Here is an 18,192-nt window from a genome sequence, read left to right as displayed (position 1 = left end):
AAAGTGGAAGGATTTAGGAACGAGATGCCGAGTCTTCTACTTACTCGAGAATGACTGGGAATAGAGGGGATGGGAAAATAGAAAACAAAAAGCACCATAGTATTCTATCTGTGATTAAAATCACAGATAGAATACTATGGTGCTTTTTGTTTCGTTTGTTTAGCCCAATTACTATTTAGTAAATTAGAAACGAGCTGGATTCAGCTTAACGCCAGGACCCATTGTAGAAGTAAGTGTAGCACTTCTAATGTACTGTCCCTTAGCTGCAGCTGGTTTTGCCTTAATGATGGCATCTATTAATGTCTGGAAGTTTTCGTTTAACTGCTCCTCTGTGAAAGAAGCTTTTCCGATTGGCACGTGAATGATGTTTGTTTTATCAAGTCTGTACTCGATCTTACCAGCTTTTAAGTCCTGAACAGCTTTAGCAACGTCCATTGTTACTGTTCCAGCCTTAGGGTTAGGCATTAAACCTTTTGGTCCAAGTACACGACCAAGACGACCAACAACGCTCATCATGTTAGGTGTTGCAACAACTTTATCGAAATCGAACCATCCTTCGTTCTGAATCTTTGGAATAAGTTCCTCAGCTCCTACGAATTCTGCTCCTGCTGCTACAGCTTCTTCAGCTTTGTCACCCTTAGCGAATACGAGAACACGTACTTTTTTACCTGTACCATTAGGTAAAACTACTGCTCCACGAATCTGCTGATCAGCATGACGTCCGTCAAGACCCATTTTGAAATGAGCTTCGATAGTTTCATCAAATTTTGCACTGGCAGCTTTTTTTACGATGGCTACTGCTTCCGGTGCGTCGTATAAGTTAGTTTTATCTCTGAGCTTTGCAGCTTCCTGATATCTTTTTCCTCTTTTCATTCTAAATAACCTCCTGTGGTATTATCGGGAGCGACCCTCCCACTTCGTTGTATCTAATCAATCCGATTAATCTTCTACAGTAATGCCCATGCTTCTGGCAGTACCAGCGATCATGCTCATTGCTGCTTCGATGCTCGCTGCGTTTAAATCAGGCATCTTCATCTCTGCAATTTCTTTTACTTTATCTTTAGAAATTGAAGCAACTTTTGTTTTGTTAGGAACACCTGATCCGGATTTGATGTTACAGTATTTCTTTAATAATACTGCTGCTGGTGGTGTTTTAGTAATAAAACTGAATGTTCTGTCCTGGTATACTGTAATAACTACAGGAATGATCAAATCGCCTTTATCTGCTGTTCTAGCGTTGAATTCCTTTGTAAACTGGACAATATTCACACCATGCTGACCTAAAGCAGGACCTACAGGTGGTGCTGGAGTTGCCTTTCCTGCTGGAATCTGTAATTTAATATAACCTGTGACTTTCTTTGCCATGATAGCTAACCTCCTATTGTGGTAATTGCGGGAATGTCCCTCCCACTTTTCTGCTCCTTACGGAGTATCTTATAACTTCTTAACATCTAAAAATCCAATTTCTACAGATGTTTCACGACCAAACATATCTACTTCGATGGTAACAGTCTGTTTATTCATGTTAATTGCCGTTACAGTGCTTACTCTTCCTTCCCAGGCACCGGATGTTACTTCTACTAAGTCACCAATCTCGATGTCAATCTCTACTTCATTGTCGCTCTGGGCAACAATACCAAGATTTCTCATCTCTGCCTCGGAAAGTGGTACTGGGTCTGACCCTGGACCAACAAAGCCTGTTACACCTCTGGTGTTACGAACAACATACCATGTATCGTCGTTCATGACCATGTTAACTAACACATAGCCAGGGAACATTTTCTTAGATACGTTCTTTTTGACTCCACCCTTCATCTCGACTACGTCCTGAAGAGGGACTCTTACTTCAAATATCTGATCCTGAAGCTTTCTGTTTTCAATTGTTTTTTCAATATTAGCCTTCACCTTGTTCTCGTAGCCTGAGTAAGTATGGACCACATACCAGTTTAATTCTGACATATATTCACCTTTACCTTTATACTAGACCAGAAAATTAATTCCATACTGGAGAACCATATCCAGGGTAGCAATAATGACACCCAGGACAACGGATACAACCGTTACTGTAATTGTCTCTCTGATAAGCGTTTTTCTGTCAGGCCAGCTGATATTTTTAAATTCGGCTTTAAGGCCCTGAAACCAGCTTGTTTTTTCTGTTTTCTTTGCTTCGTCGCTCATCTTATCACTCCTTAAAAACCGGTCCGACTATTTTGTTTCTTTATGAACAGTATGCTTTCTACAGAATCTGCAATACTTTCTGGTTTCTAATCTTTCAGGATGATTTTTCTTTTCCTTTGTAGTATTGTAGTTACGCTGTTTACATTCTGTACATGCCAATGTGATTCTCACGCGCACAACTTCCACCTCCAATTTTGTTAAACGTAGGGTTTATTCTCATAAACCGATTTTAGGCATAAAAAAAGACCTATTCCATCGCCACATTAATATATCATACCGATTTAACTTCGTCAATCCTTTTTCTGCATAAAATCCCGAAAAAGTCTTTTCCATATCTGCTCAATATGCTCAGAACATTTATAACTTTTTTATATTTTCTGCAATGTGCATAAGTTATCCACAAAATCCACACCTTGTTGTGGATAAAGTGGATAAAACTCATCTTCATACCAGAAAAGCAAATATTCATGCTATTTTTGCCATTTTACTTTTCCCGCTCAAAATGTGGACAAAATCTTGACAACCTTTAAGATATAAACAAATCTATTAACAGATTCTTTTTTATTCTATTTTCAGACAATTTCCCGCTTATTTTTCAACCAATTTATGGAAATTTTGTTATTGACAAGAAACGAATGTTCGTGTATGATGTTGTTAAACGGCCGATGTATTAAAAATCTTTAAAAAAGAAATCAAAAAAACAAGCGTTCGTGCATGATGTTGTTAAGCCCCAAAACTTACAGATATTATAACTACTATCTTAGTAGTAATCATTATAAAGAAAGAAGGATTCATTTATGAAACAGACAATTCGTATTAAATATTTTACAGACAAGATTGAGAAACTCACCTATATTGATGGCAAGTCCGATTGGATTGACCTTCGCGCTGCTGAAGATGTTTCTTTAAAGAAAGGCGAATTTGCTCTTATTCCTTTAGGGATTGCTATGGAACTTCCACAGGGCTATGAAGCTCATGTTGTGCCAAGAAGCTCTACTTTTAAGAATTTTGGAGTTATACAGACAAATCATATGGGTGTTATTGATGAGTCTTATTGTGGAGATAATGACCAGTGGTTTATGCCTGTTTTAGCTATTCGTGATACAGAGATTCATGTGAATGACCGTATATGCCAGTTCCGTATTATGGAACACCAGCCAGTTATCTCATTTGAAGAATGTAATACTTTAAACGGTACAGACCGCGGCGGTTTTGGAAGTACCGGCAGAGCTTAACAATTCTTTAAAATCATTGATTATTTATTAAACTTAAAATTTTCCCTCTCATTATTGAAAGATAGCAGCACTTTTCTTATATTTATCTAAAATGAAAGGATCACTCATGAAGAAACTATTTTTTCGTTTTGATTTCTCACCAAAGATAAAAAAGTTTCTCACTACACTTCATAATACACAGGAACAGGCTATTTTATGGATAATCAGGCAGCTTCTTCCCTTTCTTTTTCCGAGGCACTGCCCGCTTTGCGACAAACTTCTTCCTTACGGAAGTTTTATCCATGAGGAATGCCACAGAGAACTCCCTCTGATACACTCCCCTGTATGTATGCGCTGCGGAAAGCCTGTATCCTCCCACACACAAGAATACTGCTATGACTGCCGTGCCTTCCCAAAGAGTTTTCAAAGAGGACTTTCTCTTTTTCTTTATAATAAGAAGACTCGTCCTATCATGAGTGCTTTTAAGTATCAGAACAGGCGGGGACTTGCAGACTTTTTCTGTCAGGAACTTTGCAGGTACCGACTTTCACAACTAAGAGATTTAGGTGCTGATGCGGTTATCCCTGTTCCTATTCACAAAAATAAATATAAAAAGAGAGGTTATAATCAGGCCGCTCTGCTCAGCAGCAGGCTGGCTCTGACTCTTAACCTCCCTCATTATCCTGACATGCTGATTCGCTCTGTAAATACACTTCCACAAAAACAGTTCAATCCACAGGCTCGTCTCAATAATCTAAAGAAAGCATTCTGCTTTAATTCACATTATGATAAACTTCTCTCTCAAAGTACTCCCTTTTCTGTATTACTTGTTGATGATATTTATACCAGCGGAGCAACAATGGAAGCCTGCACCCGCATCCTTTTAGAAGCCGGTATTTCTGAAGTTTATATTTTATCTATCTGCATTGGAATTGCCAGAGATTAACTCATTAGAATGCCCAGAGCCAGCACAATTATGATATTTCTTTAAGTTACAGGCCCTCTTTAAGACAATCATTCAAACCTGAATACCGCTTCTGCTCCGTCTCATTATGAATCATCTGCTCTACCATAGACTGCCTGCCTGCAATCGCAACACATTTCTGCGCTCTTGTAATTGCAGTATAGAGCAGATTCCTGTTACACAGAATCGGCGGACCGCTAAGAAGTGGAAGAACCACAGCGGGATACTCGCTTCCCTGCGATTTATGAATTGTAATCGCATAGGCAAGTTCTAATTCATCTAAACTTGAGAATGGGTATTCTGCCTCTCTATTCTCATCAAAAACAACCGTAATGCGTTCAGAATATGTATTAATCTGCTTAATGATACCCATATCTCCATTGAAAACACCCAGTCCCTCTTCGATGGAGAAGCCCTTTGCGTTTGTGATTTTCCATTCAAGCTTGTAATTGTTCTTTACCTGCATTACTTTATCGCCTTCACGGAAAACACCGGTACGACCTTCTTTTTCTTTTTTAGATTCAGAAGCAGGATTTAAATAGTATTGAAGAACTTCATTTAAATGTTCTACTCCAAGTTCTCCCTTTCGCATCGGAGTAAGTACCTGTATTTCAAATGGAGATGCCCCAATATACTCTGGAAGTCTTGTTTTCACAAGGTATACCAATGCCCCCATTACCGAGCGGACATCTTTCTTCTCAAAGAAAAAGAAGTCTTTATTTTTGTTGTCCAGTGTTATAAGCTCGCCTGCATTAATTTTATGTGCATTAAGAACGATATGGCTGCTCTCTGCCTGACGATATATTTTAGAAAGACGAACTACACTGAATGCCTTAGAATCAATGATATCTTTTAACACATTTCCCGGACCAACACTAGGAAGCTGATTGGAATCACCTACAAGAATGAGTCTTGTTCCTGGAACAATAGCCTTCAAAAGTGAATACATCAGATGAATATCTACCATAGACATCTCATCAAGAATGACCGCATCGGCTTCTATCGGATTATCCTCATTCTTTTCAAAATGAGAACTGTCCCCATCTTCAATACCACCAGATACTTCTAAAAGACGATGGATCGTTTTCGCTTCATAGCCGGTCGCTTCCGTCATCCGCTTTGCTGCCCTTCCTGTAGGGGCCGCCAGAACAATATCCATCTTCTCCATCTCAAAGCAGCGTATCATAAGATTAATGGTTGTTGTCTTTCCTGTACCAGGACCGCCGGTAACAACTACTACACCTTTGGTAAGGGCCTCTTCCACAGCCTGTTTTTGTAACAAATCAAGCTGAAAATCCATTGATTCCTCTAATTCGCTGATTCGTCGTCCATATTTCCCTTTTTCCATCGGGAAATGTAAGTCAAGATTCAGAAGCATACGGGATGTATTCAATTCCATAAAATAATAGGAACTTAAATACACATGTTCTTCCTCCCCTATTGTACGAATCATCAGCTTTTTATCAAGAACCAATTCCATCAAATGATCCTCTATAAACTCTGGAGCCATTGAAAGAAGCTGTCCCGCGCTCCGGCATAATACATCCTTTGGCAGATAAACATGACCGGAAAGTGCCGCCTGTTGCAAAGAATACAAAATTGCCGCACAGACACGAAAATCAGAATCAGGGGCAATTCCTGCCTTTGCCGCGATTGCATCCGCCGCACGAAATCCGATTCCTGTAATATCTTCTGCCAGCTTATATGGATTCGTCTTCAAAATATCATACATTTTATTCCCGTATTCTTCAAAAATACGGACAGCAAAGCGGCTGGTAATCCCATACTCTGACAGGAACATCATCGCATGGCGCATCTCCTGTTTTTCCTGAAACTGTACCGCAATATCCATCGCTTTTTTCAGAGAAATCCCCTTCACTTCTGCCAGACGTTCCGGCTCACTCTCTATAATGTCAAAGGTATTACCTTTAAACTTTTTGATTACTCTTGCCGCCAATGCCGGGCCCATTCCCTTAATAGCACCAGATGCAAGATAGCGTTCCATTGCCGCTTTATCTTCCGGCTCCTTTACAGTATAAGATGTCATCCGATACTGCGGACCATGGGCCGGATGATCTACATATTCGCCTTCCGCACAAATATACTCGCCTTCGTTGATATAATGAAAATTTCCCACGAGGACTTCGTCCCCGTGGGTCGTTTCAATTTCCATTACGGTATATCCATTTTCCTCATTATGAAAGCGAATATGACTAACATATCCTTCCAGATGAGCCATTTAAAATCTCCTACTTTGTACCAAGATACTCAATGTACTGGCCTGTACCAATCGCAACTGCTGTCATTGGGTCATCGGCTGTCATTGTTGTAATTCCTGTCTTTTCCTCAATTAACTGCTCTAATCCCTGTAACATACTTCCACCACCGGTAAGTACAATTCCTCTATCAGAAATATCTGCTGCTAATTCTGGCGGAGTTCTCTCTAATACACTGTGAACTGCCTCTACAATCTGTGCTGTCGCTTCACGAAGAGCCTCTCTTGTCTCTTCAGAAGTTACCGTAACTGTCTTAGGAAGGCCGGTTACTAAGTTACGTCCTCTTACTTCAATAGAAGACTCTTCTGCACGAGTGTATGCACTTCCCACCTGAATTTTGATATCTTCTGCTGTACGGTCACCAATTAACAGATTATGTTTCTTTCTCATATAACGAACAATCGCTTCATCAAAGTCATCTCCAGCAACCTTAATAGATGTGCTTACTACTGTACCTCCCAGAGAAATAACCGCAATATCAGAAGTACCGCCACCGATATCAACAATCATGTTACCACATGGTTTTGCAATATCAATACCAGCACCGATCGCTGCTGCTACCGGTTCCTCGATAATCTTTACATCTCTTGCTCCTGCCGCGTAAGTAGCATCTTCTACAGCCTTCTTCTCAACTTCTGTTACTCCACTTGGAACACAGACAGAAATTCTTGGCTTTCTTCCAAATAAACTCTTGCCCACTGACTTGTGAACAAAATACTTCAGCATCTTCTCTGTAACAGAATAATCACTGATTACACCCTGTCTTAAAGGACGAACCGCTACAATATTACCAGGTGTACGTCCAATCATCAGACGCGCTTCCTCACCGATTGCCTTAATCTTTCTTGTATCGACATCAAAAGCAACTACTGAAGGCTCTTTTAACACGACCCCCTTACCCTTTACATATACCAAAATACTCGCAGTACCTAAATCAATTCCAATATCCGTAGCCATTAGGAATCTCCTTTCCTTACAAACTCCACAACTTTTATCCCAAATATTGATTCCAACTTTAATTGAAAATCAATATCAAAATCGTATCTCTATGTCAAATACTGACACACTCGTTACCATTATAAACGAAACCTCTCAAATTTCCAATAGTTTTTTATAACTAACCTGAGAATGACGCACTTTCGTAAGATTTACGACTATTCTGACGTGAAAAAAGGTACTGAGGACTCTGCCATTCCTCAATACCTATTCATCAGAATCTTACTTATCAGGGTCAGTTCTTTTGTTATCTACTGCCTATTCGTCAATTCCTTTTTCTCTTAAATACTCAATAACATCTCCAACTGTTTCGATATCTTCAAGTTCTTCTGCAGGAATCTCTGTATCGTACTCTTCTTCTAACGCCATAGTCAGCTCAAATAAATCAAGAGAATCCGCTCCTAAATCTTCCTTAAAAGAAGTATCCGGTGTAATCTCATCCTCTTCAACGCCTAACTGTTCTGCAATAATCTCTTTCATCTTTTCTAACATAAGAAAAAATCTCCTTTTTATAAAATGTGTTATTCATGTTCAAAATTAATGTAAAATAAAAATCCGAGGTCTTGACACTTTACATAACTATCACGAATACAATACTTCCTGCTGTTTTGGCAAGACTCTCTTCTTGTATTCTATCTAATCATGAAAATGTGACCCTTTGACTCTAGTATCATACTATTCCCACATTTCTTTGTCAATATTTTTTCCTTATTGAAAATCTTATTTTCTTAATAACTCTTGACAGCATTGCTATTTTCTTTTATTATGAAAATAGTAACTTTTATCGTTATTGCATGTTTTATATTTATTATTTTATTTATTAATATTTTAATTATGAAAGGGGATTTGCCAATGGGTGCGCCAATGAAGAACAGCCGCCAGCGAAACGCCATATTAGAATGTGTGATGCGTCATCATGACCATCCTACCGCCGACATTATTTATCAGGAGCTGCGGGAAAGCTTTCCTAATATTAGCCTGGGAACAGTATATCGTAATCTTTCACTATTAACTTCTCTTGGAAAAATTATGAAGATTACCTGTGAGAACCACGCTGACCGTTTTGACGGACAGACAAAACCTCATGCTCATTTTGAATGTAAGTCCTGCGGCTGCCTGCAGGATATTCCTTTTAAACCATCGATTCATCCACAGGAAGAAATCGGAGCGGGATTTGATGGAATTATCTCTGATTATACAATAACCTTCCGAGGTTATTGTGCTAAATGTGCTAAGAATTCTGATTAAACAAAATTGCTGCGCGATGGCTTGCGAAAGCTACGTGCAGCGATTTTTGTTTATAAAAATAAAAAAGCTCCCTGCCGGACTTGAACCGGCGACCTACGCATTACGAATGCGTTGCTCTACCAACTGAGCCAAGGAAGCTTGTCAAAAACTGACTTAATTATTTTACTATACTCTTACAAAAAAAGCAACAAAAAATTTCTGATTTACCGAAGCTGCATGAATAAAAGAACTTGAAAAAAAATTTCATTTAGTTGTTGACAAACTTCGTTTCTTAGGTTATTATAAAACAGTAATGATTATCATTACTTCTTGCAAATAAATTTTATAAGAAGTATTCATTACTATGCAATGTTACTTATATGCTTTCGATAACCGCTAAGACGCCATCTTAAAAGTTATCAGACATTTATTTTAGAAAAGGAGATTATTTATTATGAAAAAGTTTGTATGTAGTGTATGTGGATATGTTTATGAAGGTGAAGCTGCTCCAGAATTCTGCCCACTTTGTAAGGCACCTGCTTCTAAGTTTATTGAACAGTCTGAGGAAAAGACATGGGCTGCTGAGCACGTTGTAGGTGTTGCAAGTGATGTTCCAGAAGATATCAAGGCTGACTTAAGAGCAAACTTTGAAGGAGAATGTAGTGAAGTTGGTATGTACCTTGCTATGGCTCGTGTTGCTCATCGTGAAGGTTATCCTGAAATCGGTTTATACTGGGAGAAAGCTGCTTATGAAGAGGCAGAACATGCAGCTAAATTTGCTGAATTACTTGGTGAAGTAGTTTCCGCAAGCACAGAAGAGAACCTCAGAGTTCGCGTAGAAGCTGAGAACGGTGCTACTGCTGGTAAGTTTGACCTTGCTAAACGTGCTAAAGCTTTAGACCTTGATGCAATCCATGATACAGTTCATGAGATGGCTCGAGATGAGGCTCGACACGGAAAAGCATTCGAAGGATTACTTAAGAGATACTTTGGTTAAAATATATCCAAACTATAAGATATGTAAAATAAATAGTAAAAGCAAAAGAGAATGCTCCTGCAATCACTTGTAGGAGCATTCTCTTTTGCTTTTACTATTAAAAAAATCTATTAAGTTCAAGAATACCGGGCATTCTTGCTGCGAGATGCGCGTCATGCAATGCATGACATACTTCTTCTGCACATCTCTGCAATTCTGCACTCCGTTTCGGTCGGCGCAAAAATTATATCAACACCCCATTGATATTCATTTTTTTATCAGATTCTCCCTCACCGTAGCCAAGATTATCATACTGTGCTTTTACCTCTTCCCACGGAAGTGTTTCATGTTCTTCTTTCAGATAAGAAATGATATCTGCGATTCCCTCTCCAGTAAAAGAACTTGTCATAAATATCTTCTTACAGCCAGCGAGTCTTAACCATTCTGCTGCCTGTTCTGGATTACCTGCCCAATGGTCACACTTTGTAACAATACCTACTACTTCTCGATTGGCCTGGGCTGTTACATTAGGCGGATACAGAGAAAATGGTTCTGTTGCACTAATCAAAAGTCCTACTACATCTGCCTCTGCACTATATACTGCCAGAGAACCCGCTAATTCCTTCGTCTCTGCATATTCACCTGGCGTATCAATAATGACATCATAATGATTGATATATTGTGTTTTATGGTAGACAATCTTCTTCCCCTTCATTGCCTGTGTCAGGGTTGTCTTGCCAGCTTCACTTCTTCCGATAAATATTATCTTTCGCATTTTTACACTTCCTCGTCTGCTTTGTTCTCTGTTATATGTATTCTATCACATTGAACTATGCAGGAAAAGGTTAATATTTGGAAAATTCTTTGCGTTTTCTGCGAAATTTTAGTTCTTCTAAACCGTCCCGAATCTTTTCTGTTCTTTCATTGTAAATAAAGTCATAACTTAAACAAGATAGTATCAGTGCAGTAAGAACATCCACTACAGAATGCTGTTTTAAAAACATTGTTGAAAGGATAATTAACGATGTCATAACAAAGGCTCCTGTTCTCGCCGCTTTATTATTTTTAAGCTTTGGGCTGTTCTTTACTGCAAAATATACTGCCATCGAATTAAATACATGAATGCTTGGAAGCACATTTGTCGGGGTATCCATGGAATAAATCATCTTCGTTAATTGTACGAAAATATTATCTCTGGTAAATGTCTCCGGCCTTAATTCAAGTCCATTCGGATATAAGTAGGACACAATAATAAATATTGTCATTCCAATCATTCCAAAATACATCCACTTACAAAAAGATTCCTTTTCCTTAAAGAAAAAGTAGATGCCTGCAACCGCAACGTAGGCAAACCACAAGAGATACGGTATGATAAATACTTCCACAAAAGGAATATACTGATCAATCGCACAATTGATAATATGTACTTTATCCGGTACTTTCTTCTCTAAATATGCAAATGCTGCTAAATAAAATGGAAAGTACAAAAGGAGCAATCCATGTCTATATTTTTTTAATCTTTCTGCCATAACATCACCTTTTTCTTTACCCAATCACTATTCTAGAGCGTGTTTGAAAAATGCTTTCTGCAAGATGTGCGTCACAATCGCAGACTCTTTCGTTCGAATAAAAAACGCATAGCTGTGTCAAACGAATGAAAACGATATACACCAAAGCCAAGCATAGCAAAAGTATACAGACCGCTGTCTTGTTCAGCACTTTTTATCATTTAAAAAATGTAACGCATCTTTTTTAATAAGTCAATGCATTTTCCAAGGACTTCACAATATCTTAAAAAAATTGTCAGTCTTTTCCTTTTCTTTTTTCTTCAAACTCTTTCAAATATCCCTTTAACTGTTTAAAAGACTCTGCATATTTTGGAGATACCATCGTTGGATTACCTTTAATAAGCGTTCTGACGCTGCCTGTTCCTTTTCTTTTCAGTATGAAGCCTCGTTCTTTTAACTTACCGATTTTTTCTTTTACTTCAAGCATTTCTAACTTCTGAGGTTCAGGAAGCTTCGGAAGTTCTGCCATTTCTTTCATCTTAGCAAGACGCATCTCGATTTCTTTACTGATTTCATCCATACGCTCTGCTGCCGGATGATTCTTTACATACTCTCTCCACTCCTGATCAAGAACTGCAATAACTATGTCTGCCCGCTTTCTAAGTATAACCACTTCTCTTCGTACATTTTCCATTCCGACAAGAATATTTCTAAGATTAATCGCATCACGTACAGAAATGCACAGATCGACTGCAAGGCCTGCACTTACTATCCACACAAAGACTCCATCTGCCATCTTTGGTATAACAGCAAGCACGTGTAAGATTGCCGGATGTAATACTTCGTTCATCAATATCGTCAAAAATCCCCAGGCAACCGAAGAGGACAGACAGATATATCCTTTATAATTAAACTTCTGATTTGAATAATCCCAGTACCGCACCTTTAATAATGCCTCCATCGCCGCCCCTGTCACAAGCTCCAGCAATGTCGCTCCTACTACTCCGGCAAAATATGTCAAAATCAGATTATTTTTAAACGGCTCTGATACAAAAAGCATCATGACTGCCCCACTGCCATAAATAGGGAGAAAAGGGCCATGAAGGAAGCCTCTGTTTACCCATTCTTTTTTCCTAAAAGAAACATAACAAGATTCGAAAATCCATCCTAAAAAGCAATATACATAAAAATATAAAATCCACTGCTGCAATGTATACTGTCCTATCATTCCTTCTCTCCTTTCTCTATAAATATGCCACCCAATAGAAAAATAGCTTCTGAAATCATATTCTCCTACAATTTCAGAAGCCTTTTTAAATTACATAATCATTACCATTCTTCGCATAATGCCATTCAATCAAATCATCTAATGTCGTATGATCAAGCACTCCGCTGATTGCCTCGCTCAGTTTTCTCCAGAGAGGAATCGTTATGCATTCTTCCATTCTCTCGCAAACTTCGCTTCCCTCTTCCAGACAAGGAACCGGCTCCATACTCCCCTCTGTGATTCTAAGAATCATGCCTACCGTATACTCATCCGGACGCTTTGTGAGAAGATATCCACCCTGGGGGCCACGAATACTTCTTAAATATCCTGCCTTGGTCAGCACCGAAACAATCTGTTCCAGATACTTCCCAGACACTTCCTGCCGTTTGGCAATATCCTTCACTCTCACCGGTTTTCCTTCTGCATCATTCATAGCAATATCAAGCATTAAACGAAGAGCGTATCTACCTTTCGTAGAAATTCTCATAACGCTCTCCTCTCTCATTATTATTAAATTTTCACTATTAAATTATTTACGTTGGAACTTAAATATCAGCTTAAATACTTTACTCTGAAAAATGAAAATGCGGTCATTACTCCAACCATGAGAAGTAACCACGCTATCATAGTAACCATACCTGCGTTTCGGTTTCTTTTTGCCTGCATACTTAATCCTGCACGCCACATAATAAAGCCGATAATTGCGACAACAATTCCAAGCCCCATCCACATCTCAACTGTCATTGTTCTTCCTCCTGATTCTGACTGTTTAAACTAGAATGTTTTTTCATACACGCTCTAAGATGTCACAGCCACTTTATCTTTATATGATAAGCTATTCTCTGTGTTCTTGTCAAGTTATAATAAGCGTGTTATAATTCTAATAATGTAAAAGAAGGGGTGGTATTTTTATGACTACGATTAAATGCCGCAAGTGCGGAAAAGTTTACCCATTTAATGAAAAAATATGTCCTGATTGTGGATATGATATTCGAAAAGATGAAACCTTATCTCCTCGTGACAGAGTTGCTCTTGGGCTTAAAAGTGACTCTGCTCTCTTTGAAGAGTTAGGAAAAGAAAATATGGAACGCTGGAAGACCCAAACGAGAGAAGAACGTTTGCAAGATGCCTGGGAAAATAGAAACAAATTCGAAATCCGCCCTGACCAGGGAGGACTTCCCCGTGTGAATATTCCAATGAATACGATGTTGTTTTTGACGGTTATTTTTGTGGTAGCGGTATTTCTGGCTAAGTATCTGGCTTAAAATAATCACTTTTTATTCATCAAGAGGCTGATGCTCCTGAACTTCTGCCTAGTCAGAAATTATCAAAAGATGTTTACAAATAATAGTCAAAAACAGTTGAGGAAAGGTTTGAGGATTTAATCTTAGACACTTTCAGTTGACGTCCGTTTGTTGAGTAAAATAAAAGAGACTATCGTAAAAACGATAGTCTCTTAATTTGTTATATTATGTAGCAAATTAGATTACTATTATATTCTATAATGGTAATGCAGCGTAAACAGCTACAGCTACTAATGCACCGATTACAGGTCCGATTAATGGAGCTGTTAAACCATAAGCCCAGTCAGCATCTCCTTTACCTTTAATAGGTAAGATAGCAAATGCTAAACGAGGAGCTGTATCTCTGGCTGCGTTCATAGCGTATCCTGTAAGACCACCAAATGTAGTACCACAAGAAACGATTGTTAAGAATACACCAAATGTTCCAAGATCAAATGCGCCACAAGCTGCTTTAATAGCGAATACTAACCAGAATGTTGCGATTGCTTCCTGAAGAATGTTGTAAGGGAGATTTCTTACGCCAGGAGCTGTACAAAATACACCTCTAAGGCTATCACCTAAATCTGAAGATGCATCAAACTGAGGTTTAAATGCTACCCATACTAATACTGCACCAATGAAACCACCAGCCATCTCAGCGATAATCATTTCGATAATAACTGCGATTGTGTAGCCATCTGCTGCTGCTAATGTTCCGTCTGCGAACAGAGCGATTGTAAGTGCAGGGTTATAAGATGCTGGACAAATTCCACTGAATGCTGCTGCTGGAAGTGCTACTGCAAGACCCCAGCCAATAGCTATAAATAAAGGACCTGCTGCCTTAAATCCAGAATTGTTCAGTGTAACGTTGGCACAAACACCATCACCTAATAATACAAGTAAAATGGTTCCGACAAATTCACCAATAATTACGTTAGTCATTATTAATTCCTCCTATTCAATTAATGTTTCCAATTAAGTACACTAGTGCTGATTTAAATATAACACTTATAGGGGTATTTGTCTTTTTACATTGTAAGAATTGTGTGAGAATCTGTCATATTTCTTACGATATTTTTTCATTTTTTTACCATACAATTCCATTTTCATGGGTTATTTTGCACTATTATAGTAATCATTCCTATATTTAATTTATATAGTTTATCTAATTTTTATTATTTTTGCTCGCTAGATTCCTCTTTCGTAATTCTTACGGTTGAAAGAAATTTATCAAAGAGAAATTCCAGACCAATCTGAAGCATATTATAGTCTATTTCCTCATGATCTCTTATGTAATTTATATAAAATCCAAGAAAAGCATCCGTGAAAAATGCTGTACTGAAATCCTCTTTCTCTTTCCTGAGATTCCATACAGAATCGTCAAGACAATCTTGAACTAACAGCCGTACCCTCCTTTCAAATAAAGGATATAAATCTGACCGTATCTCCTCCGCACTAAGACTTTTTATCAGCTTCCTGTAATATTTGTAATCTTCACAGGTATTACAAAACAAGGCATTAAACCACATTTCAAATGGCTCCTCATCCTCTGGAAGCTGTGCGGCCACCTGCTGTTCAAAAATCCAGTGCATAATATCATATTTATCCCGGAAATGGTAATAAAAATTCTCTCTGGTCATGGCGCTCTCTTTTGCGATGTCGCTTATTGTAATCTTCTGAAAAGACTTCTTACATACAAGCTCTTTAAATGCCTCCGCCATTTTCCCTTTCGTTCCGTTCATTTTGTCTCCCTCCACTAGCCGTCTGTTAAATTTATTACCATAAACTTGGTTTTACAGCAGTAATCAGCCCTTCCTCTGCTTTTAAGTACGCCTCATCTACTGTCCTTTTTTGTTCTGGCTCAAGATTATGACTCTGTGCATAACTCTGCCAGGATGACATAGCTACAAGCAAGTCTGTCATCGTTGTGCAAGACTTCATCTTTGTCTCAAATCTCTTGATTTCTTCGTCTGTTCTGCTCATATATATACCTCACATTTTCTCATATGGTTCGGCTGTACCTCCCCTTGATATATATTATAATTGGATTTTATTTCTGTAGCAATAAAATTATCCATCTTCTATCTATTTTGTTTTGCACTTTTCATAGCAAAAAAGGACATAAAATTCTAAAAAATCCTATGTCCTCTTCTTTATTTTATTTTATTTTATCGGGGAAATGCATTTACGCTCACATACGATTACTATACTGGAAAAACATTTAACGATTACAGTCTTGAAAAATATTCTAGCGCCTTTGCAAAATCAGCGATTGTCTTCTCTGCATCTCCGTGTTCAATTCCATCCTTCACACAGTGATTCAGATGTCCTTCTAACACAACCTGGCCAATTTTATGTAAGGCAGTCTTGGCAGCATTAATCTGAATAATAATGTCTTCACAGGGAACATCCTGCTCAATCATACGGTCAATCGCTTTAATCTGTCCATCTACTCTTTTTAATCTGTTGTGTAAGTTATCCATATCCATACATTGTCTCATAAAAGAAGCCCCCTATTATTCTTATTCGCTGTTATTCTTTATATTCTAAACGATTCCTCTATAACTTGCAAACTACATTTGTCCTGCAAAATAGTTGCGGAACATATTATAACACGATTTTAAGAACCTGAAAATAAAATTTTCCCTATTTCAGGAATCCGGAAATAATCATTTCCTCCGCTTCTTCTTCACTAAGACCAAGTGTCATAAGCTTGATAAGCTGCTCGCCTGCAATCTTTCCGATAGCTGCTTCATGAATCAGCTCTGCATCAAGGTCATTTGCCTCTAACTCCGGAATTGCACGGACTTTTGCATTATCCATAATAATCGCATCACACTCACTATGACCGGCACAGGCATTATTTCCTGCGATTTTTGCGCGGAATAACTGTGCAGAATCATCGCGGGCAACAGAACGGGATACAACGTTCGCACTACTTCCCTCTCCATTTAAATCAACGGAAAACTGTGTCTGCGCTGTCTGTTCGCCATGTGTCATAAGTTTCTCGGAGATTTCAAGCTTTGCCCCAGCCTTTAAGTCAGCATCTGTCTCACGCATGGTACTGTCAATACCTTTAATCTGTACCGTATCCATGTAAAAATAAGCATTTTCATCAAGATGGATAATGGTTTTAGGATTCATTACCTTTCCGCCCTTGCCGTCACCCTGTCCGTAATGCTTCTCAATGTAACGGATTTTTGAATTCTTTCCAACAAAAAATTCATGAATACCGTCATGCTGAGAAAGCCCGTCACCGCTGTTATGAATACCGCAGCCTGCTACGATTGTTACATCACAATCCTCACCAATATGAAAATCATTATAAACAAGGTCATTTAATCCAGTCTGACTGATTACAACGGGAATGTGCACACTTTCTTTTTTTGTTCCCGGTTTGATGATAATATCAATTCCCGGCTTATCTTCTTTAGAAACAATATCAATATTAGCAGTTGTATTTCTTGCGGCTGCCTTTCCATTCGCACGAATATTATAGGCACCTGCTGGCACTTCATGAAGTCCGGCAATCTCTTCTAACAATTCTTTCTGTATTAAATCCATGATTTTTCCTCCCTAATCTCTGCTTAACTTCTGGCACATACTTGATTTATAAAGGAGTTCAGGAATAACATCTTCTCCCTTTCCACTCTTTTCCACAAGTCCATCATTAATTACAATGATTCTGTCTGCAATCTCAAGGATTCTCTCCTGATGGGAAATAATCAGAATCGTACCGTCTGTCTTTTCATGAAGGTCCTCAAATACATGAATCAGACTGTTAAAACTCCACAGGTCAATTCCTGCCTCTGGCTCGTCAAATACAGAAAGCTTTGTCGCTCTCGCCTTAATCATCGCAATCTCAATACGCTTAAGCTCTCCACCGGAAAGACTGCCATTTAATTCTCTGTTAATGTAGTCTCTCGCACATAAGCCTACTTCTGAAAGAATATCGCAGATTCCCTTAATATCTAAGGTCTTTCCTGAAGCAACGCTCATTAAATCCTTTACCTTTAATCCCTTAAACTTTACAGGCTGCTGAAAGGCATAACTGATACCTTTATTTGCTCTCTCTGTAATGCTTAAATCTGTAATATCTTCTCCATCTAATAAAATCTTACCGGAGGTTGGCTTTAAAATTCCAGCAATAATCTTAGCCAGGGTGGACTTTCCACTTCCATTCGGTCCGGTAATCGCAACAAACTTCTCATCAAATGCAAGATTAATATCTCTTAAAATTTCTTTATTATCGTCATCAACTAAATAGCTGATATTTTGTAATTCGAGCATAGTATCCTCCTCT

25 protein-coding genes and 1 tRNA gene are annotated in these 18,192 nt (G+C 38.4%); 5 read left to right on the top strand and 21 right to left on the bottom strand.

The annotated features are described in order from the left end of the window. Positions 1-183 precede the first annotated feature (183 nt). The 5 genes from rplA to rpmG all read right to left on the bottom strand — a co-directional run bounded on the left by rplA (position 184) and on the right by rpmG (position 2,355). Entirely contained in the window at positions 184-873 is a 690-nt protein-coding gene (gene rplA, locus EUBHAL_RS04955; RefSeq protein ID WP_005345722.1) for a 50S ribosomal protein L1, read from the bottom strand. Between the two features lie 66 nt (positions 874-939). Next, the gene (rplK, locus tag EUBHAL_RS04950; protein WP_005345699.1) at positions 940-1,365 is read right to left on the bottom strand and encodes a 50S ribosomal protein L11; all 426 of its coding nucleotides are present in this window, start codon (positions 1,363-1,365) and stop codon (positions 940-942) included. A gap of 69 nt (positions 1,366-1,434) precedes the next feature. Then, positions 1,435-1,959: a transcription termination/antitermination protein NusG gene (nusG, locus tag EUBHAL_RS04945; RefSeq protein ID WP_005345691.1), complete on the bottom strand. Its 525-nt coding sequence runs from the start codon at positions 1,957-1,959 to the stop codon at positions 1,435-1,437. Positions 1,960-1,980: 21 nt separating this feature from the next. Next, a complete protein-coding gene (secE, locus tag EUBHAL_RS04940) occupies positions 1,981-2,178 on the bottom strand; it encodes a preprotein translocase subunit SecE (RefSeq protein WP_005345690.1) in 198 nt (65 codons plus the stop codon). 27 nt (positions 2,179-2,205) lie between these two features. Continuing rightward, the gene (rpmG, locus tag EUBHAL_RS04935; RefSeq protein ID WP_005345689.1) at positions 2,206-2,355 is read right to left on the bottom strand and encodes a 50S ribosomal protein L33; all 150 of its coding nucleotides are present in this window, start codon (positions 2,353-2,355) and stop codon (positions 2,206-2,208) included. A gap of 620 nt (positions 2,356-2,975) precedes the next feature. Between rpmG and EUBHAL_RS04930 the strand changes: the two genes are divergently transcribed. Together EUBHAL_RS04930 and EUBHAL_RS04925 are read left to right on the top strand one after the other, a co-directional pair. Then, positions 2,976-3,413 carry a dUTP diphosphatase gene (locus EUBHAL_RS04930; protein ID WP_005345687.1) on the top strand — a complete coding sequence of 146 codons (438 nt, stop codon included), beginning with the start codon at positions 2,976-2,978 and terminating at the stop codon, positions 3,411-3,413. Positions 3,414-3,504: 91 nt separating this feature from the next. Beyond that, the gene (locus tag EUBHAL_RS04925; protein WP_005345686.1) at positions 3,505-4,338 is read left to right on the top strand and encodes a ComF family protein; all 834 of its coding nucleotides are present in this window, start codon (positions 3,505-3,507) and stop codon (positions 4,336-4,338) included. Between the two features lie 46 nt (positions 4,339-4,384). Here the strand turns inward: EUBHAL_RS04925 and recD2 are convergent, their stop codons facing one another. From recD2 to acpP, 3 genes are all read right to left on the bottom strand, one after another. Continuing rightward, positions 4,385-6,595 (bottom strand): SF1B family DNA helicase RecD2, encoded by a 2,211-nt coding sequence (recD2, locus tag EUBHAL_RS04920; RefSeq protein ID WP_005345684.1) that lies wholly within the window; start codon positions 6,593-6,595, stop codon positions 4,385-4,387. A gap of 10 nt (positions 6,596-6,605) precedes the next feature. Further along, positions 6,606-7,589: a rod shape-determining protein gene (gene mreB, locus EUBHAL_RS04915; RefSeq protein WP_005345683.1), complete on the bottom strand. Its 984-nt coding sequence runs from the start codon at positions 7,587-7,589 to the stop codon at positions 6,606-6,608. Positions 7,590-7,886: 297 nt separating this feature from the next. Next, positions 7,887-8,120 carry an acyl carrier protein gene (acpP, locus tag EUBHAL_RS04910; RefSeq protein ID WP_005345680.1) on the bottom strand — a complete coding sequence of 78 codons (234 nt, stop codon included), beginning with the start codon at positions 8,118-8,120 and terminating at the stop codon, positions 7,887-7,889. Between the two features lie 273 nt (positions 8,121-8,393). On the opposite strand from acpP, the gene EUBHAL_RS04905 reads away from it, so the two are divergent. Then, positions 8,394-8,876, top strand: a complete 483-nt coding sequence (locus tag EUBHAL_RS04905; RefSeq protein ID WP_005345676.1) for a Fur family transcriptional regulator — start codon at positions 8,394-8,396, stop codon at positions 8,874-8,876. A 65-nt stretch (positions 8,877-8,941) separates the two neighbouring features. Here EUBHAL_RS04905 and EUBHAL_RS04900 read toward each other — a convergent pair. Next, positions 8,942-9,014 (bottom strand) — tRNA-Thr (locus EUBHAL_RS04900). 295 nt (positions 9,015-9,309) lie between these two features. Between EUBHAL_RS04900 and EUBHAL_RS04895 the strand changes: the two genes are divergently transcribed. After that, the gene (locus EUBHAL_RS04895; RefSeq protein WP_005345674.1) at positions 9,310-9,852 is read left to right on the top strand and encodes an NADH peroxidase; all 543 of its coding nucleotides are present in this window, start codon (positions 9,310-9,312) and stop codon (positions 9,850-9,852) included. A gap of 223 nt (positions 9,853-10,075) precedes the next feature. On the opposite strand, the gene EUBHAL_RS04890 is transcribed toward EUBHAL_RS04895, so the two are convergent. From EUBHAL_RS04890 to EUBHAL_RS04870, 6 genes are all read right to left on the bottom strand, one after another. Further along, positions 10,076-10,606 carry a EutP/PduV family microcompartment system protein gene (locus EUBHAL_RS04890; protein ID WP_005345669.1) on the bottom strand — a complete coding sequence of 177 codons (531 nt, stop codon included), beginning with the start codon at positions 10,604-10,606 and terminating at the stop codon, positions 10,076-10,078. A gap of 70 nt (positions 10,607-10,676) precedes the next feature. Beyond that, complete coding sequence (locus tag EUBHAL_RS04885) at positions 10,677-11,360, bottom strand: phosphatase PAP2 family protein (protein ID WP_022170529.1); 684 nt, start codon at positions 11,358-11,360, stop codon at positions 10,677-10,679. A 16-nt stretch (positions 11,361-11,376) separates the two neighbouring features. Further along, positions 11,377-11,502, bottom strand: coding sequence for a DUF6783 domain-containing protein (locus EUBHAL_RS17190; protein WP_353963097.1), 126 nt, complete (start codon positions 11,500-11,502; stop codon positions 11,377-11,379). 132 nt (positions 11,503-11,634) lie between these two features. Further along, a complete protein-coding gene (locus EUBHAL_RS04880) occupies positions 11,635-12,567 on the bottom strand; it encodes a putative ABC transporter permease (protein ID WP_005345664.1) in 933 nt (310 codons plus the stop codon). A gap of 85 nt (positions 12,568-12,652) precedes the next feature. Continuing rightward, the gene (locus EUBHAL_RS04875; protein ID WP_022170528.1) at positions 12,653-13,093 is read right to left on the bottom strand and encodes an RrF2 family transcriptional regulator; all 441 of its coding nucleotides are present in this window, start codon (positions 13,091-13,093) and stop codon (positions 12,653-12,655) included. 65 nt (positions 13,094-13,158) lie between these two features. Then, positions 13,159-13,350 carry a hypothetical protein gene (locus EUBHAL_RS04870; RefSeq protein WP_005345659.1) on the bottom strand — a complete coding sequence of 64 codons (192 nt, stop codon included), beginning with the start codon at positions 13,348-13,350 and terminating at the stop codon, positions 13,159-13,161. Positions 13,351-13,517: 167 nt separating this feature from the next. On the opposite strand from EUBHAL_RS04870, the gene EUBHAL_RS04865 reads away from it, so the two are divergent. After that, positions 13,518-13,871: a hypothetical protein gene (locus EUBHAL_RS04865; protein ID WP_005345657.1), complete on the top strand. Its 354-nt coding sequence runs from the start codon at positions 13,518-13,520 to the stop codon at positions 13,869-13,871. Between the two features lie 234 nt (positions 13,872-14,105). Here EUBHAL_RS04865 and EUBHAL_RS04860 read toward each other — a convergent pair whose 3' ends face one another. The 6 genes from EUBHAL_RS04860 to EUBHAL_RS04835 all read right to left on the bottom strand — a co-directional run bounded on the left by EUBHAL_RS04860 (position 14,106) and on the right by EUBHAL_RS04835 (position 18,179). After that, positions 14,106-14,831, bottom strand: a complete 726-nt coding sequence (locus tag EUBHAL_RS04860) for an MIP/aquaporin family protein (RefSeq protein ID WP_005345656.1) — start codon at positions 14,829-14,831, stop codon at positions 14,106-14,108. A gap of 233 nt (positions 14,832-15,064) precedes the next feature. Further along, positions 15,065-15,631 (bottom strand): TetR/AcrR family transcriptional regulator C-terminal domain-containing protein, encoded by a 567-nt coding sequence (locus EUBHAL_RS14700; RefSeq protein ID WP_022170527.1) that lies wholly within the window; start codon positions 15,629-15,631, stop codon positions 15,065-15,067. A gap of 34 nt (positions 15,632-15,665) precedes the next feature. Then, positions 15,666-15,872 (bottom strand): hypothetical protein, encoded by a 207-nt coding sequence (locus EUBHAL_RS04850; RefSeq protein ID WP_005345651.1) that lies wholly within the window; start codon positions 15,870-15,872, stop codon positions 15,666-15,668. A gap of 245 nt (positions 15,873-16,117) precedes the next feature. After that, entirely contained in the window at positions 16,118-16,390 is a 273-nt protein-coding gene (locus EUBHAL_RS04845) for a metal-sensing transcriptional repressor (RefSeq protein WP_022170526.1), read from the bottom strand. 145 nt (positions 16,391-16,535) lie between these two features. Then, positions 16,536-17,453, bottom strand: coding sequence for a SufB/SufD family protein (locus tag EUBHAL_RS04840; protein WP_005345646.1), 918 nt, complete (start codon positions 17,451-17,453; stop codon positions 16,536-16,538). Positions 17,454-17,465: 12 nt separating this feature from the next. Next, positions 17,466-18,179, bottom strand: coding sequence for an ABC transporter ATP-binding protein (locus EUBHAL_RS04835; RefSeq protein ID WP_005345643.1), 714 nt, complete (start codon positions 18,177-18,179; stop codon positions 17,466-17,468). Between the last annotated feature and the right edge of the window lie 13 nt (positions 18,180-18,192).

The organism is Anaerobutyricum hallii DSM 3353, from assembly GCF_000173975.1.
Classification (GTDB): domain Bacteria; phylum Bacillota; class Clostridia; order Lachnospirales; family Lachnospiraceae; genus Anaerobutyricum; species Anaerobutyricum hallii.
This window is presented reverse-complemented; position numbering and strand designations above follow the sequence as displayed.

Coding starts and splice junctions, on each gene's coding strand:
- EUBHAL_RS04860 (WP_005345656.1), bottom strand. CDS start 14,831: ATGACTAACGTAATTATTGGTGAATTTGTCGGAACCATTTTACTTGTA.
- EUBHAL_RS04870 (WP_005345659.1), bottom strand. CDS start 13,350: ATGACAGTTGAGATGTGGATGGGGCTTGGAATTGTTGTCGCAATTATC.
- EUBHAL_RS04885 (WP_022170529.1), bottom strand. CDS start 11,360: ATGGCAGAAAGATTAAAAAAATATAGACATGGATTGCTCCTTTTGTAC.
- recD2 (WP_005345684.1), bottom strand. CDS start 6,595: ATGGCTCATCTGGAAGGATATGTTAGTCATATTCGCTTTCATAATGAG.
- EUBHAL_RS04930 (WP_005345687.1), top strand. CDS start 2,976: ATGAAACAGACAATTCGTATTAAATATTTTACAGACAAGATTGAGAAA.
- EUBHAL_RS04890 (WP_005345669.1), bottom strand. CDS start 10,606: ATGCGAAAGATAATATTTATCGGAAGAAGTGAAGCTGGCAAGACAACC.
- EUBHAL_RS04850 (WP_005345651.1), bottom strand. CDS start 15,872: ATGAGCAGAACAGACGAAGAAATCAAGAGATTTGAGACAAAGATGAAG.
- EUBHAL_RS04835 (WP_005345643.1), bottom strand. CDS start 18,179: ATGCTCGAATTACAAAATATCAGCTATTTAGTTGATGACGATAATAAA.
- EUBHAL_RS04840 (WP_005345646.1), bottom strand. CDS start 17,453: ATGGATTTAATACAGAAAGAATTGTTAGAAGAGATTGCCGGACTTCAT.
- EUBHAL_RS04875 (WP_022170528.1), bottom strand. CDS start 13,093: ATGAGAATTTCTACGAAAGGTAGATACGCTCTTCGTTTAATGCTTGAT.
- secE (WP_005345690.1), bottom strand. CDS start 2,178: ATGAGCGACGAAGCAAAGAAAACAGAAAAAACAAGCTGGTTTCAGGGC.
- EUBHAL_RS14700 (WP_022170527.1), bottom strand. CDS start 15,631: ATGAACGGAACGAAAGGGAAAATGGCGGAGGCATTTAAAGAGCTTGTA.
- nusG (WP_005345691.1), bottom strand. CDS start 1,959: ATGTCAGAATTAAACTGGTATGTGGTCCATACTTACTCAGGCTACGAG.
- EUBHAL_RS04845 (WP_022170526.1), bottom strand. CDS start 16,390: ATGAGACAATGTATGGATATGGATAACTTACACAACAGATTAAAAAGA.
- mreB (WP_005345683.1), bottom strand. CDS start 7,589: ATGGCTACGGATATTGGAATTGATTTAGGTACTGCGAGTATTTTGGTA.
- EUBHAL_RS04925 (WP_005345686.1), top strand. CDS start 3,505: ATGAAAGGATCACTCATGAAGAAACTATTTTTTCGTTTTGATTTCTCA.
- EUBHAL_RS04880 (WP_005345664.1), bottom strand. CDS start 12,567: ATGATAGGACAGTATACATTGCAGCAGTGGATTTTATATTTTTATGTA.
- acpP (WP_005345680.1), bottom strand. CDS start 8,120: ATGTTAGAAAAGATGAAAGAGATTATTGCAGAACAGTTAGGCGTTGAA.
- EUBHAL_RS04905 (WP_005345676.1), top strand. CDS start 8,394: ATGAAAATAGTAACTTTTATCGTTATTGCATGTTTTATATTTATTATT.
- EUBHAL_RS04865 (WP_005345657.1), top strand. CDS start 13,518: ATGACTACGATTAAATGCCGCAAGTGCGGAAAAGTTTACCCATTTAAT.
- EUBHAL_RS04895 (WP_005345674.1), top strand. CDS start 9,310: ATGAAAAAGTTTGTATGTAGTGTATGTGGATATGTTTATGAAGGTGAA.
- rplA (WP_005345722.1), bottom strand. CDS start 873: ATGAAAAGAGGAAAAAGATATCAGGAAGCTGCAAAGCTCAGAGATAAA.
- rplK (WP_005345699.1), bottom strand. CDS start 1,365: ATGGCAAAGAAAGTCACAGGTTATATTAAATTACAGATTCCAGCAGGA.